This is a genomic window from Pradoshia eiseniae (assembly GCF_002946355.1).
Taxonomy (GTDB): domain Bacteria; phylum Bacillota; class Bacilli; order Bacillales; family Pradoshiaceae; genus Pradoshia; species Pradoshia eiseniae.
This window is the reverse complement of the sequence record NZ_PKOZ01000009.1, coordinates 1-15,318: the sequence shown is the minus strand read 5'-3', so window position 1 is coordinate 15,318 and position 15,318 is coordinate 1. Positions and strand designations below refer to the sequence as shown.

Sequence of the window (15,318 nt, the reverse complement as noted above, 5' to 3'; positions counted from 1 at the left end):
CCATTCTTATTCTGCCTTATCAATATGGCGGCGGTCTATGCGGTCTTCGAGCTTTTCCATCGCCTTTTTATCATTTAATAGCTCACGCTTATTTTCCAGGATTAAATCTGCCAGAGACATTCTTTTTCGTTTATTCATCTTCCTTCACCATCCGCTAAATATAGTATACTTTTAGCATGCCCACTTCCCCTTTAATTTATAGCACTTTTTTGAAAATAAAACGGAGTATGAACAATCAGGTAAGAAAGAAAATAATAAAACAGTCTCAAATAAGCAGAAAGAGCCCATTATAATGCCTCTATATTTTCTTCCATCTTCTCATAATCGAGGACACCAACAATCTTTTTACGGATGATTCCTTCTTCATCAATGAAAAAAGACGTCGGAATGGAGACGACCTCATATTGGTCATTTACCTCTTCCTCTACATCCAATAAGGTCCCGAAGGTTAAACCATGCTCATCCATGAAGCCTTGGATATCCTTATGTGTGTCCAGGTTGATGGCCAGAATAACAACATCCTTATAATTCTTATGAATTTTCTCCATCTCTGGCATCTCCTCCTTACAAGGCTCACACCAGGTTGCCCAGAAATTCAGGAAAACCTTCTTCCCTTCATAATCAGATAGAGATACCTTATTCCCCTCAAGGTCTTCTAGGGTGAAATCAGCGGCCGGACCTCCTACCTTGGCCCCGGCAGGCTTTTCATCCTGGTTTAAAATTTGATAGAAGGCTGCACCAATCAGCCCAAACAGCAAAAGTATGCCAAATATCTTCTTCACATTTTCTTCCCCCTGATTAACGCATCTGCTCTCTCAAATTGTACCAATTTTCTGCCTATCAAGAAAGGAAAAAAGGCTAGCCATACGGCTAGCCTCAAATTCACACTCTATTATTGAGCAGATGTTGTTTCTTGTAGTTTTTCACGAAGGACCATTGGCAGGATTCCTCCATGACGGTAATAGTCGATTTCAATCTCAGAGTCAAAACGAACAAGCACTTCGAATTTCTTCTCAGTACCATCTTCCGCAACAGCTGTCACAGTGATCAGCTCACGAGGCTTGATGTTTTCATCGATTGGAACGAAGATTCGTTCTGTACCTGTAAGACCAAGCACCTTCGCATTTTCTCCTTCTTTGAATTGAAGAGGAAGAACGCCCATTAGCGCTAGATTGGAACGGTGAATCCGCTCAAAGCTTTCCGCAATAACGGTCTTAATGCCAAGCAGGTTTGTTCCTTTTGCTGCCCAGTCACGGGAGCTTCCCATACCATAATCCTTACCGGCAAGAACGACAAGACCTGTATCATCCTTCTTGTATTCCATACATGCATCATAGATGGACATGACTTCATTGGTTGGCCAGTAAGTTGTATAACCGCCCTCTGTGCCAGGTGCGATTTGGTTACGGATACGGATATTAGCGAATGTACCGCGCATCATGACCTCATGGTTACCACGACGGGAGCCATATGAGTTGAAGTCACGGATGCCTACGCCTTTTTCGCGCAAGTATCTGCCAGCAGGCGTATCTTTACCGATTGAACCAGCCGGTGAGATATGGTCTGTTGTGACGGAATCTCCGAACAATCCAACTACGCGCAAGCCAGACAATGGCTTAACTTCGGACGGATTAGGATCCATATTCTCGAAGTATGGCGGGTTTTGAATATATGTGGAATCAAAGTCCCAGCTATATAATGGTTCATTGCTTGTTTGGATTTCATTCCAGCGAAGGTTATCATCGAATACACGCTCATATTCCTTGTTGAACAAGTCAGATGTAACGGTTTCCTGAACTAATGCATTAACCTCTTCGCTAGTTGGCCAAATGTCTTTAAAGAATACTTCCTTGCCGTCTTTTCCTACACCGATTGGATCGTTCTCAAGATCAATATCCACTGTACCTGCAAGCGCATAAGCAACAACAAGCGGTGGAGATGCAAGGTAATTGGCTTTCACAAGCGGATGGATACGTCCTTCAAAGTTACGGTTACCAGATAGAACAGATGTGACAAGAAGGTCTGCTTCGCCAACAGCCACTTCAATCTCTTCCATCAATGGACCAGAGTTACCGATACATGTTGCACAGCCGTAACCGACAAGGTTGAAGCCAAGCTCATCCATATATGTTTGAAGGCCTGCATCACGCAAGTAGCCTGTTACGACCTTGGAACCAGGAGCCAAGGATGTTTTTACATGATGAGGGACTTTAAGACCAAGCTCAACCGCTTTTTTCGCAACAAGACCCGCCCCTAACATAACATACGGGTTGGATGTATTTGTACAGCTTGTGATGGCCGCAATCGCGATGTCACCTGTTTTCATTGGAGCCACGCGTCCATCATTGAATTCTACCGTAATTTTCTTATCGATTTCTTCTTGGCTTAAGCCAAATCCTGCATTACCGACAGGAGCAGTCAATGCTTCCCTGTACGCTTTTTGCATTTGAGATAGAGGAATCAAATCCTGCGGACGCTTCGGACCGGAAAGATTGGCTTCAATCTCAGAAAGGTCGATTTCAATTACTTTAGTATAAGCTGGGTCTGGAGTATCTTTTGTATAGAACAAATCATTTTCTTTGCAATATTTTTCAACTAACTGGATATGCTCTTCAGAACGGCCAGTCAAACGCATATATCTCAATGCTTCATCATCAATTGGGAAGAATCCGCATGTAGCGCCGTATTCAGGAGCCATATTGGCAATTGTCGCACGGTCTGAAAGGGATAGATCGCTCATTCCCGGACCGAAGAATTCAACAAATTTATTAACAACACCATTCTTACGAAGAACTTCTGTTACTTTTAACGCCAGGTCAGTCGCCATAGCGCCATTTGGCAAGGAGTTCACAAAGCGCACGCCGATTACTTCAGGCACTGGGAAATAAGAAGGCTGTCCAAGCATGCCTGCTTCTGCCTCAATTCCCCCTACTCCCCATCCAAGGACACCAAGTCCGTTGATCATTGTTGTATGGGAGTCTGTACCTACAAGCGTATCTGGGAATGCCATGAAATCGCCATCCGGCATTTCAATGGAATGAACGACGTTAGCTAAATATTCAAGGTTAACTTGGTGAACGATTCCTGTATCTGGCGGAACGGCACGATAGTTATCAAATGCCTTCTGTGCCCAGCTTAGGAATTGGTAACGCTCAGCGTTACGTTCAAATTCAAGATCCATGTTTACTTGGAGCGCGTCAGCTGTACCGTATTTATCAACCTGTACGGAGTGGTCGATAACGAGGTCTACTGGAATTTCCGGATTAATTTTATCTGGGTTGCCGCCAATATCAGCCATTGCTTTACGCAAGGATGCTAAGTCAACAACGGCAGGTACACCTGTAAAGTCCTGTAAAATGACACGTGAAGGCTTGAATGGAACATCAACATCGATAGATTGCTGATCAGTGCCCCATTTTGCCAAGTTTTCCACATGCTCTTTCGTAATGACTCTTCCATCATGCTGTCGCAATACGCTTTCAAGCAACACTTTAATGGAATATGGAAGCTTTGACACTTGTCCTGCACCAGCTTCTTCCAAAGCTTTTAAATTGTAGTAGTGATAGCGTTTACCGTTTACTTCAAAATGTTTGCGTGAGTTGAACACATCATTTTTCCCCAAATCCAATTACCCCCTCTAGGTAAAAGATAATTTTAAGAATACATACTCAGAAAAGGTTATGAACTTTTTCCAATCCCAATATTCTAACAATTTAATATTAATATAACCTTTTCATAATGTAAAATATAAGGAATTTATAGAGGGTTATAAGTTATACTTATCGCGATATAATGTTTTCAGAAAATTAAAACAAAGGCCGGCAAGGGAATCTCCCAGCCGGCTTCTTTAACGAAGGTCATTGTATTCATTGAGCTCTGACACATACTGTTTTAATGTTTCACGGAATTCTGATAGCTGCTCTCGCTGATGTTCACTTGCCACTTCGTCGGCATTTTCCACTTGCTGGTACGCTTCATTGATTTCTTCCCAAAAGCGTTTCACTTCCCGGCCAAATTCAGGATCATGCTTCATCGCCTGCAGATTCACATACACATCCGTCACCTTTCTCATGCCGTTTTGAGCGGCTTCGAAAGCGGCCATCTTATTTTTGTGGTATGGCATTCTTCTGTCCTCCAATCCTTATTCTCGACCATTATGGTGCACCATTTCAAATGACCTTATTCTTAGGTAAGTGATATTGAACTAGCTGAAGGATTTGCCAGCTTTACAGCCGAATTGAACCCCCTAATCTTACCCATACTACCTTACAAGGAGGGATAAGACATGACAAATAAACGCAAGCATGCCATTGAACCAGATAAACAATCCGGCCAGCCAAAGCCGATGAGTGGCTCCCATAAGGTAAAGAATCAGAACCATTCCCGCCAAAAAAACCATTCACATCATGATATGTAACGTTCAGAAAAAGCCGGTTGTCCTATACTTCCGGCTCTTATTTTTGCTCTCACCTTTTTCATATACGGTGAATACATTGAAAATAACACCGTGTAGATGGGGGTCATTCTCATGTGTTCTTCACAATGGGGGCAGGAAGAAGAAAACGCTATGCTAGGATCATTTTATTTGGATCCCTTCACGACCTATTTAGATGAAATGCAGTTCCGCGTTGATTTATTTGAGGTGGATGATGGGTACGTAATCGAGGCAGAAAGAAAGCAAACGGCCGAAAAAGACATCTTTATAGAAATCAATCAGGAGTCCTGCTCGATTTCACTGCAGCATCCTGAGGGGATGAAGGAACGCACCATTTTATTCCCCTTTTCATTAGAGAATTTATCCATACGGATAGAACTGGCAAACGAACTCATTCAAATTTATGTGAGCAGACAAGCAAATACCTTACAAAAAGGTCCCTTCTCCCTCTGGATTCCCATCAATGAGGCAAAATAACTTATATGTGTAAAAGAACAGAAAAAGTGGTAACTAAATACCAACTAATCATTCATGGGAGTGTGTCATTATTGGATTATGTATGGTATGCAAGTTATGGCTCCAATTTGTTCGAAGACCGATTTCATTGTTATATAAGCGGAGGTACGCCTGAAGGCTCTACATTTGAGGAAATAGGCTGTACAAACACAACTTTGCCGCTGAAGGCCGCGACGATTTCGATTCCCTTTGAGCTATATTTCTCGAAATTTTCAAAACGATGGCAAGGAGGGGTAGCTTTCATTGATACTGAAAGGAACCCAGCTGCAAGGACTTACGGAAAGATGTACTTAATTACAAGCGAGCAATTTCAGGAGATTGTCCAGCAGGAAAATGGGCATCACGACATGAAAATAGACTTGGCGCTTGCCAAAGAGGTTCACACTTACTCCTTCAATCAATCATGGTATGGGAATATCCTCTATCTTGGGGAAAGGGATGGGTATCCAATTTTCACCTTCACCGCAAATGAAGAAATGAGGAAACAGGAGATCACGACTCCATCCATCCCCTACCTTCGCAATCTGTATAGAGGATTATCGCACCTGCAACTTAATAGGGAGGATATCATCCACTATTTATCCTCCAAAAGAGGTGTGAAAGAAACCTATTCCATAGAAGATTTATATAAGCATTTCCCTGAAATATAAAAAACCGAACGTTTAGAAGGTTCGGTTTATCACTTATGCACCTAGAAGAACAGCTCATCCGCTTTCATCAATAGTTCTAGATCCCTGTTTTGGATGAACTTTCCGATGTAGTTGGTGGGCTGGTCTTGTTTCAAGATCTCAATCGCTATATGCATGGGAACCCAGCGCAGAACAAATCCATCATTAATTTCTTCCTCGGTATAGATTGGTTCCTTCAGCTCTCCTGTTGCCTTTGCCTTATAACCGTAAGAGATTTGAAGCTGAGCTACCTCGCCTCGATACTCGATTGTAAGCCCCAATTCCTCAATATCCTCAATCATGGTTCCAACTTCTTCTTCTACTTCTCTTTTTAAAGCATCATAAATCGTCTCATTGTTTTCAATACCGCCGCCAGGCAGTTTGTGATAATTTCCATTCGTAACAAATAAAAGAGCTATCTCATCCCGGTCATTAATGACTACTGCTCTAGCTGCTTTTCTAACACGGTACGCTTGATCCGCATTTTGTTCGAAACCATCATCGTAGATCTCTTTGATAAGTTCCATACTGTTTGTGACCCCTTTTATATAATTCTTATAGAAATTTCAATCTAATTTTACCTTGTTTTTTCTATAAATGATATAGAAAATCTCATCCATATTTTTAATTATCAATCATATTAATCGGTACGTATGCTATAATTATGTACATTTCTACCATTTATTAGCCAAAACTGCACAGTTGGTATCTGACAAAATTCCCTAAACAATCATATAATCATGTGCGCTTTAAATCCTTTTTTCATTCTTACCATAATCGGAGGCAGATGGATGAACCGAAACATTTGGATAATTTTTGGAGCCTGTCTCTCTTTTTGTCTCTTCGCTTTTCTTTATTTCACTGTGAAAATTCATGATGAAATCGAAGCAAGAAATGATATTAAGCTTGGGTATTTTGATGCTCTTAAGGTCGTATCCACAAGAAATTATGATTCTAAAGAGGAGCTGGCCTTAAAGAAACAATTAAAACAGGAAACCTCTCAAGAAATCCATATTTATTATAGTCCCAAACAACAAATTCTAGCTCCATACATAGTAGATGCGCTCGAAGCCGCTCGTGACGAGAACCAACGCTTGATTGGAGATTATCCTACTCCTTCTCTTGATTTGATTCTTTTTGAGAATAGCGAGCAGTTCTTTGAATTCTCTCAAATCAAGTATACAAATGGTTATTATTCCGATTTCGAAAAGATTATTGGAATCCTGCCCATTGACCTGCCTGAGGAAAGCACAATGGAATCAAAAAAACAACTCATTGACTATATGGTTAAGCATGAATATAGTCATTACGCCCTTCTCCAAAAAATACAGGCTATGGGCGTGCAGAATAACGTTCCGGAATGGTTCCTAGAAGGTTATGCGGAATATATAAGTTTTATTCATGCTGAGCCTGATCCGCTAGATATTTTGATTCCATTTGAGAATCTCGAGGAATCTAAGCAATGGACGCATCTGCGTTTAGCTGGAGCGGCAGATATTTACAAGCAAAGCGAGGAAGCCATCGCCTCATTAATCAAAGAATATGGTCATTCGATCATAATCGACATTCTGAAGGAAACAGGCAGCAATGAAACATTCGAGGAGGCACTAGAGCAAACCACCGGCCTGGATTATGATGAACTGGAGGCGAGATTATCCTCTTGACAAATAGAAAGAGGCAGACCGAATAGGTACTGCCCCTTCATTGATTAGATAGGAGAAAATATTGCTCATATGGCTCAATATCAATCTTCTCTTCCGCAAGCTTCTTCTTTAAAAACTTATGATCACGTTTAGGCGTTGCCAATATATAGCCTTTAATGAGTATTTCCATTGTTATCGAGGATGCCTTCTCATTTATCGCGATTTCCCCAATCTTCCCGGCTATCTTATGTCTGGCCACATCTCGGAAAAGCTCTGGAACCGGGCTGACAAGCTCTTCAAGAAAGGCCTTCTGTTCAGCCCCCCATAAATGCTTGGTCTGTTCCACATAATGAATTTCCCAGTCCATATCAGATTTGCCATCTTCCTTTGGAAGCTTCTTCAGGAATTTTCTGAACATAAAGAACCCGCCTATGCCCATAAAGACAATCATAAAGACAATCCAAAACAGGATGAACCAAAGAAACCAACCTTCAAGCACGTTCATTCACCCCTAATAATTTGTATAGAATACTATAATTATAGCAGAGGATTGGCAAGCTTCAACCAAATTACCTAATTAATAACAAATTTAAGCCTTGAAGATACAATGGCATAGAGACAAATCCTAGAAGCATATATCTATGACAGGAAGAATTCTCTTTACCGAAAATCCTATTATGAGTAATTTGTCGGAAAAATCAGTTAAATGGACGAAAGTTAGGAATTGTCTATGAAAACAGCTGATAATTGCCCATTCTTCCCTTTGTCATTCCAGTATGCATCTGATATAAATAAGATACATTCTTTCTATTCGCATGCAAACTGGATGATATTCTCCGGAAGGAAAGCCTTTGGTCGTCGGTAACAATGTCAAATTGGAATCCACTATCTTTAAGGAGGCTACAAATTAATGGGTAAAAAAGTCCACAGACGCCGGGAAGTCAGACGATTACTGCGGGAAGAATTAAAGAAAATGGATTCTCTCACCAAACAATCTCCAACTGAACAAATTTCGACATTAGGGAATGAAAAGATCAGCTTATAAGCTGATCTTTTTTGCTGTCCTCCCTCTTTTTATTGCTCCCGAATCATCTTTTTAATGTTTCCCTCCAGAATAGGTGGGTATTAATGGTTGTGAGGCTGAATCAGCCAATAATAACCATTTATGGAGGGATTTGTTCATGTTTTTGCACAAAAAGGAGTTACAGTTCGAAGCTAAGCCTGAGAAATCTGACCCGCTATTAGCGAAACAAATCCAGGAGCTCATCGGCGGACAATTCGGTGAAATGTCTGTGATGATGCAGTACTTATTCCAAGGATGGAGTGTTAGAGGTGAAGGGAACCAGAAATATAAGGATTTAATCCTTGATATCGCCACGGAAGAAATCGGCCATGTTGAAATGCTGGTTACCCTTGTAGCGCGTCTATTGGACAAAGCACCAGTAGAGGACCAAGAAGCTGCTGCTAAAATGCCTGTCATTGGTGCGGCTTTATCCGGTATGAACCCGCAGCATGCGATTGTATCTGGTTTAGGGGCACGACCAGCTGATAGTGTCGGCAACCCATGGCAAGGCAGCTATATCATCTCAAGCGGAAACTTGCTAGCTGACTTCCGCGCCAACTTGAATGCTGAATCACAAGGAAGATTACAAGCTTGTCGCGTTTATGAAATGACAACAGACCAGGGAGTCAAGGATTTATTATCCGTCTTGATTGCCCGTGATTCTTACCACCAAAACATGTGGGCCGCTGCTATTGCGGAGCTTGAAGAGAAAGAAGGATTACTCGTACCAAGCACATTCCCGCGTGAAAAAGAACGTCTCGATCTAGCTTATTCCCTATACAATCATTCCGAAGGTGAATACAGCAGTGAAGGTTCTTGGGCAAATGGACAAGCATTGGATGGACAGGGAGAGCTTCGCTATGAGTCCACTCCTCCTGTGGAAGGCTCAATCCCGATGCTGAAAGCAGCACCACCTTCAACTCATAACACATTGCCAGCTGATAAGGATAAATCTATGATGTAAGAATATAAAGTCCAAAGAGGGCAGAAAATGGTTGAACTCAACCTTTCTGCCCTCTTTTTTGTTCTGTTGGTTCCCTGCTATTCTTGTAGACGAATGTGTTTGTTGTACTATGAAGATTTGGCACATTGTTTTAAAGAAGAGTGTTTAACTATTTATTGCCTATTTAAGCGGATACGAATTAAACGATTTTGTACAGCTCTAGCCGAACGCCCCATAACCTTTCCGATTTCCTTATGAGTCATTCCTTGAGAGTAATATAAATGCCAAATGCGTTCATCCTCTATCGCAGTCCATTTTTGTCTTTCTTTTAATGGACGGTTATAAAAATCACTCTTTCTCTGTTTGTCTACCCACGCCGGCTCAGGAACCAAAGAATGTTTCTCGATTTTCGAGAAGTTGATGACACACTTATTTTCCTCTGCCCAGGCCCAGAATTCCTGAATATCAATCAGTGAAAACGTCCTTTCTCTTGCATATGCCGTCCTATACGGCAGGCCTCTATCTTTCATCCAGCGATATACGGAACCTACGTCTATTTTCAGTGCTGCTGCCAGTTCATATGTGGTAATCCCAAGGCATTCTTTCGCCTTGGCCATACCGAGTCTATGCAGCCTCCTCATAAGCGAGTCTTTGTTTCGGCCAAGGCACCTGCCTATTTTCTCGAGCTCACACTTGCCATATGTATTAATGAGATACTCATCTTCCTCGGCAGTCCATTTACGGTAGGCAGGCTCCTTTAACTTCAGCACCTTTATCCTTTTATAAACAGAATTAACGGATTTATTGAGTTCTGCTGCTATTTCTTTGACTGACTTCGTTTTAACAGAACCTCGAAGGAATTGATCCTCTTTCTCTGTCCAGCGCTTTCTTTGCTGTGTCATAGCTCTCTCCTCCGGTTACTATTTTCTCATATTTTTTTTCCTTTGTTTCATAGCTGACACATTTGAAAGGTTTTGTAATCATTGAGCTGTGAGCTATCCTTCACAACCAAAGGAGAGAGATTCTAATGGAAAGATAAATAAAAAAAGAACCGCCAGGAATAGCGATTCAATAAGAAAAACCGCTGAGGGCTATAACAACCTCTCCAGCTGTTTTATTCTTCATTTTGTTACGTGTTGAGTCCATTCATCCAAACTCTTTTATCCCTTACTTTTATTCAATAAAAGAGGCTGGGACATAATGTATAAACGATCCTGAAAGACAAACGATAGCTTCTTTTATCTTAATAGACTTTGTAATATATAAGCGAGTTGCGTTGTAAGAATAAGTTCGTTCCATTACGCTGCGGGTACTCGCTTTCCACGGGGAGGAAGCGGAGCCTCCTCCGCTAATTATTCATAATGGTAGGCTGAATGAACAATCTATTGATTAAAAAACCTGAACTATTTGGCGTTATATTGGTTAAAATATCACTTAATGGTTCGGGTTTATCATTAACTGAACTACTTAAATCCCAGCTCCCTTTACCCATTGATATAGCCTTCTTCAGAACTACATCCCTTTATTAATGTCACTGTGAATACTTACTAGTTAGCTTCTGTGGTCTGCAGGTAATAACCCTCGCCCCTGGCTGTCCGCACAAACCTTTCACCAATTGCCATTCGTAAACGCCTAATATTGACTTCCACAGTATTCGTTTGTATACCTTCAGAGGATGAATAACCCCAGACTTGCTGGAGGATTTCTTCTTTTGTGATAGGGCGATTTTGATTTCTTGCTAAGTATACCAAGATGGCAAATGGCTTATCAGGAATGAATACCTTCTTTCCATTTACGTATGCCAATCGATTGATCAAATCAATTCGAATATCTCCAGCGATAATCTCAGTTTCATCATCCTTATCTTTCACAGAAACTAAACGCTCTTGTTCCCGAAAGAATGCTCTCAAAGTTGCCAACAGTATAGATAAATCATATGGTTTAGTAATATAATGAGCTGCTCCTGTCTCTAATCCTGCAACAACGTCAAATGTGTCACTGCGACCCGATATAAAGAAGTAGGGAGTAGGATTTACTTGATTAATGAGCCGAGCCACTTCCATTCCACTTGTGATTTGATTAAGAGCAGACACATTAAAGTTCTTCAACATGATGTCAAGCAGCAAGAGATCATACTTCTGCGCTATGCCCGCTTCCACGGCTTCTTCTCCTGTTTGAAAATAATCGACATTGTAACCTTCTCTTTTCAAAATCTCAAAGAGGGGCTCCCCTATATCTTTTTCATCATCTAAAAATAAGATGGAATACTTCATACTTAATTTTCACTCTTTCCTATTTTTTCTTCCTCTATTTCCGGAAAAACAACAATAAAGCTTGTTTCAACATTGTTTACTTTTTATAAGAATGTATCCACTGTACTCTTTTAATATCTTTTTAATGATATGGAATCCGATTTCAACACTTGATATATTATGGGCTCCTTAGTGCCGCTCAAATATCCGCTCTCGTTCATTCTCTGGTATGAAGACACCCTTATTTGTAACTTCTACAGCTACTTTATTGTTATCGCCATATATTGCAAAGTTTTATAATAGCAAAAAACCGTCCAAAAACGAACGGTTTTTTCAGCAAATATCTTTTCCTTTTTCTCTTTTGCTCTGTTAAATATAAATGTTGATTTTCGTTACAGGTGGCTGCTTTCCGCGGGGCGGTCGGGGAGCCTCCTCGACGCTTTCAGCGTCTGTGGGGTCTCCCCCTGTCCGCTGGTCCCGCAGGAGTCAGCCACCTTCCACTTCAATCAACGGCGCTAAGATATCAACACTAAACTTTAACTGAGCCTTCTCTATAAGCGATTAATTTATTCATCATACTTCTTTCAGTCACCTGACCTCGATAAATATCCATTAGCTTCATCTGTTTCTTTTGCTTTAGGAAATACAATAATGAAGCTAGTTTCCCCTAGTGATTGGCTTTCCACCAATATTTCACCGTTATATATATTCATTATTTTTTTCACAATATGAAGTCCAAGTCCTAATCCTGATGTATTTCGTGTATTACGAGCCCGGTAATACCGCTCGAATATGCGCTCTTTTTCTTCTTCCGGTATGCCAATACCCCAGTTAGTGACTTTTATAGCGACTTTCTGATCGAAGCGAGGCTCCTCTAAAATTCCTATAACTACCTGATTGGAATCAACTGAATACTTTGCTGCGTTTTCTAAAAGTATTCTCATAACAATTAAAAAGTGTTCTCGATGTACTCTTATGTATTTATCAGTCATTTCATCTGTTTGGATAAAATCCATATGTGGAAGTCGAGAATAAGCATGTTGGACCGCAAAATTTATAAGCTCTCTTACAGCATAGGTAGAGGATGGTCCCAGTGTTTTTGTGTCTTCTACCTTTGTCAAATCTGTAAATACCCTTAGAATGGCATCGACTTTCAATGTAGCTTTATCGATTCTTTCTAACAGTTTACTCAATTGTTCTTTATCTTCTGTTCCATAATAGCGGATTAAGTCTACAGATTGCTTAATCTCTGTTAGGTAAGAGGCCGTTTCATGAGATACGTCTTGAAATATATTTTTGTTAGCGACATACGTTTCTTGTGCACGGATATGTAAATTGATCAATATGTCGCTGACTTTCTCGAGTAACTTACCATGTTTTCGACCCACGTTAGTATATTTTTTAGAACCTGACACCGCTAATACTTTTTGCTGTTCCTCAATAACCTGCTCAAACTCCCTTAGCTTCATTAATTGTGTAATGTAGGCAACACCAACAACCGCAATATAAAGAAAAACAAAGGTTACTCCTCCATAAATCAGCGTATTATGAACCGGTTTAGCATAAAGTTCTGTTAGGTCTCGCTCAATAATAATTTTATCTTGATGACCTTCATGGTCTACATAGTAGGCTAATTTGTAAATCCAATGGTGTCCATCAGTCTGTTCTATTGCTATGCTATTTGGTGCAAGCAAGCCGCTTTCATATTTACCTTTTTCTTGTCTTGCTAAAACGTTAGCCCCAAATCGTATAAACTTCATTTTGATATAAGATTGCGTATCAATTACCCCGTCATATAAAACCTCATCCTCATTAACAAACACCTTGAGTTTGTCATTTTTAAAGGTGCGGTACCTGGGTAACACGCCACCTATCCTCACGCCCTCTTCTTCTCGATTATGCACACTGTCTTGCAGTAGTATGTCTTTTGTTTCTGATACAATTTTATCCGTACCTAGTATTTCTCTGCTGGTTTCACGATCGATATCGTTATCCAGTACGATAAACATGAATGGCAAATAAAAGAACAGAGTTATAAATAGTGATAGTAAAAGCATTCGAATAAAGGAAGAATATCGGTACTTGAAGTTTTTTCCCAAGATAAAAGCCCTTCCTTTCCAAGATCTTGCTCTTATTATCTATTCTAGAGCTCGATAATATACAAGAGTTCACCATCTCTCCTTAACCCTCATACAAGGATAATCATCTCTATGCATTAATGATTGAACTGCTTTTTGATACCTCTCCCTACAAACTTCCATTATTTCGTTACCCAGGGTATCGTTTCTAAATAAATCACCCAACAGATGGATTATCCCTTCAACTGGATAGTCTTCCAACTATCAGAAAAGTAAAGATATCAAGTACTTCATTTTCAAATTCATTGAAACAAAAAACATCATTTCTCACATATCTTCAAAATTAAACGAGGAGGTCGAATGCGCCTCCTCTTTCTTGTTAAGCTAGTTTTATCCTTTTAGGAGCAAGAATCCTGTAGTGAATCTTCTCCGAATTCGTATCTAAGAAGAATCTTACATTTTCCAGGTCTAAAACACTTGTTGATTCCTAAGGTCAACACAATCGGTTGTCCGATATACAGCCACTCGACTGAGATTCTTTCAGCTCTTTTATTTCGCCATGCAAAAAGGCAGAAATCATCATTCCTGCCTAATCAGACTTGATGATGACTTTTATTCTTCCGCCAGTGCGACCTCCAGCAAATCCCGAGAGGTTATGATGCCGTTAGGCTTTTCAGTCTCTTTGCCTGTGGCCGTAATGATAACAGCTTCAATCTTATCCTTCTTTTCATCATCATATATATCTTCGATTTCAAAAACTGTAGCATGCTGTGAAACAAACACAACTTCCTTCTCGTCTTTCTTATAGAGCTCCTTCACCTTTACCTGATTAAGATCGATCTTTGGATTATCAAATTGATTGGTCAGCCAGCTGATTATCTCTCTTGTCGTCAAAAGCCAAGAATACTTGTCCTCATTCGTATAAATCGGAAACCTCGTATGCCCTGTTTTCTTCATGCATGACAAGACATCCTTGACCCGATCATCTTCATAGAAATAATAGACCTCCTTCGATGAGATAGACAGGCCTGTCCTCGGCTCCTCGAATTCGGCAGCAATCCGTTCGATTTCCTCCACCACATCGAGATGAGGCTCTGCAATATAATAATCAATATCTATTTTTTCATGAACTATCGCATTGCGTAATTTGGCAAATTGACATAAATCATCTTTATAATGACGAATAAGCACGTGATTATGACCTTTATAAACAAGCTCTGTGAATTTATCGGTATCAGCCTGTTTGACCGTTTCTTTCAGTATTTTATGGATGCGATTAAACGCGGTTTCAAATCGTTCTGATAAGGTTAATTCCACCTTTGTTTTCCCCATGGATGACATCTCCTGTATTTTTTATCCTTTCTTTACCCACTCCCGTATAGGGATGAATCCATTTTTTCCTAAATAATCAAATGAGACTTGTGGAATTTAGTCGAAACAGGTAGATTATATGTATAAATGGTTCATAAATCCGCCATTTTTATTTTTCAAACCTTAGCGATTTGGTGCCCCTTTTTGCACCCATACACCACCGTTTATCCGGAGGTGTATTTTTTTATGGCTGTTTTCGTAAAGAATGTTGCTAATGCCATAAAAAAGAGACAGCTTTTTTGCCGCCTCCGTTATTGAGCTAAAGCCCCCTTTAGTTTCCGTAATGCTTTACACCAATTCAAAGATGATTTGAAGCACTACATACTACTGTATGCCAAGTGTATTAAAT

Annotated in this window: 16 protein-coding genes; 6 read left to right on the top strand and 10 right to left on the bottom strand. The window is 40.3% G+C overall.

Annotation, left to right across the window (positions count from 1 at the left end; genetic code table 11):
* Nucleotides 1-6: 6 nt before the first annotated feature.
* From CYL18_RS13820 to CYL18_RS13805, 4 genes are all read right to left on the bottom strand, one after another.
* Nucleotides 7-138: an FbpB family small basic protein gene (locus CYL18_RS13820; protein ID WP_104850118.1), complete on the bottom strand. Its 132-nt coding sequence runs from the start codon at nt 136-138 to the stop codon at nt 7-9.
* Between the two features lie 149 nt (nt 139-287).
* Entirely contained in the window at nt 288-782 is a 495-nt protein-coding gene (locus CYL18_RS13815) for a redoxin domain-containing protein (RefSeq protein ID WP_104850117.1), read from the bottom strand.
* Between the two features lie 110 nt (nt 783-892).
* On the bottom strand, nt 893-3,622 hold the full coding sequence (gene acnA / locus CYL18_RS13810) for an aconitate hydratase AcnA (RefSeq protein WP_104850116.1): 2,730 nt from the start codon (nt 3,620-3,622) through the stop codon (nt 893-895).
* A gap of 225 nt (nt 3,623-3,847) precedes the next feature.
* Nucleotides 3,848-4,123 carry a hypothetical protein gene (locus CYL18_RS13805; RefSeq protein WP_104850115.1) on the bottom strand — a complete coding sequence of 92 codons (276 nt, stop codon included), beginning with the start codon at nt 4,121-4,123 and terminating at the stop codon, nt 3,848-3,850.
* Between the two features lie 162 nt (nt 4,124-4,285).
* Here CYL18_RS13805 and CYL18_RS13800 point away from each other — a divergent pair, with 162 nt between their 5' ends.
* From CYL18_RS13800 to CYL18_RS13790, 3 genes are all read left to right on the top strand, one after another.
* Nucleotides 4,286-4,417 (top strand): small acid-soluble spore protein P, encoded by a 132-nt coding sequence (locus CYL18_RS13800; RefSeq protein WP_104850114.1) that lies wholly within the window; start codon nt 4,286-4,288, stop codon nt 4,415-4,417.
* 111 nt (nt 4,418-4,528) lie between these two features.
* Complete coding sequence (locus tag CYL18_RS13795) at nt 4,529-4,912, top strand: hypothetical protein (RefSeq protein ID WP_104850113.1); 384 nt, start codon at nt 4,529-4,531, stop codon at nt 4,910-4,912.
* 71 nt (nt 4,913-4,983) lie between these two features.
* Nucleotides 4,984-5,601: a hypothetical protein gene (locus CYL18_RS13790; RefSeq protein WP_104850112.1), complete on the top strand. Its 618-nt coding sequence runs from the start codon at nt 4,984-4,986 to the stop codon at nt 5,599-5,601.
* A gap of 41 nt (nt 5,602-5,642) precedes the next feature.
* Here the strand turns inward: CYL18_RS13790 and CYL18_RS13785 are convergent, their stop codons facing one another.
* Nucleotides 5,643-6,146 (bottom strand): NUDIX domain-containing protein, encoded by a 504-nt coding sequence (locus CYL18_RS13785; protein ID WP_104850111.1) that lies wholly within the window; start codon nt 6,144-6,146, stop codon nt 5,643-5,645.
* A gap of 264 nt (nt 6,147-6,410) precedes the next feature.
* Here CYL18_RS13785 and CYL18_RS13780 point away from each other — a divergent pair, with 264 nt between their 5' ends.
* Nucleotides 6,411-7,283 (top strand): hypothetical protein, encoded by an 873-nt coding sequence (locus CYL18_RS13780; protein ID WP_104850110.1) that lies wholly within the window; start codon nt 6,411-6,413, stop codon nt 7,281-7,283.
* 37 nt (nt 7,284-7,320) lie between these two features.
* Here the strand turns inward: CYL18_RS13780 and CYL18_RS13775 are convergent, their stop codons facing one another.
* Complete coding sequence (locus CYL18_RS13775; protein ID WP_104850109.1) at nt 7,321-7,761, bottom strand: DUF2621 domain-containing protein; 441 nt, start codon at nt 7,759-7,761, stop codon at nt 7,321-7,323.
* A gap of 411 nt (nt 7,762-8,172) precedes the next feature.
* Here CYL18_RS13775 and CYL18_RS19615 point away from each other — a divergent pair, with 411 nt between their 5' ends.
* The gene (locus CYL18_RS19615) at nt 8,173-8,307 is read left to right on the top strand and encodes a hypothetical protein (RefSeq protein ID WP_269089193.1); all 135 of its coding nucleotides are present in this window, start codon (nt 8,173-8,175) and stop codon (nt 8,305-8,307) included.
* A 136-nt stretch (nt 8,308-8,443) separates the two neighbouring features.
* Nucleotides 8,444-9,289, top strand: a complete 846-nt coding sequence (locus tag CYL18_RS13770; RefSeq protein ID WP_104850108.1) for a manganese catalase family protein — start codon at nt 8,444-8,446, stop codon at nt 9,287-9,289.
* Nucleotides 9,290-9,441: 152 nt separating this feature from the next.
* Here the strand turns inward: CYL18_RS13770 and CYL18_RS13765 are convergent, their stop codons facing one another.
* The 4 genes from CYL18_RS13765 to CYL18_RS13750 all read right to left on the bottom strand — a co-directional run bounded on the left by CYL18_RS13765 (nt 9,442) and on the right by CYL18_RS13750 (nt 14,930).
* Entirely contained in the window at nt 9,442-10,170 is a 729-nt protein-coding gene (locus CYL18_RS13765) for an RNA polymerase sigma factor (protein ID WP_104850107.1), read from the bottom strand.
* Between the two features lie 645 nt (nt 10,171-10,815).
* A complete protein-coding gene (locus CYL18_RS13760; protein WP_104850106.1) occupies nt 10,816-11,541 on the bottom strand; it encodes a response regulator transcription factor in 726 nt (241 codons plus the stop codon).
* Between the two features lie 563 nt (nt 11,542-12,104).
* Complete coding sequence (locus CYL18_RS13755; RefSeq protein ID WP_104850105.1) at nt 12,105-13,619, bottom strand: sensor histidine kinase; 1,515 nt, start codon at nt 13,617-13,619, stop codon at nt 12,105-12,107.
* Between the two features lie 591 nt (nt 13,620-14,210).
* A complete protein-coding gene (locus CYL18_RS13750) occupies nt 14,211-14,930 on the bottom strand; it encodes a CBS domain-containing protein (protein WP_104850104.1) in 720 nt (239 codons plus the stop codon).
* Nucleotides 14,931-15,318: the final 388 nt, after the last annotated feature.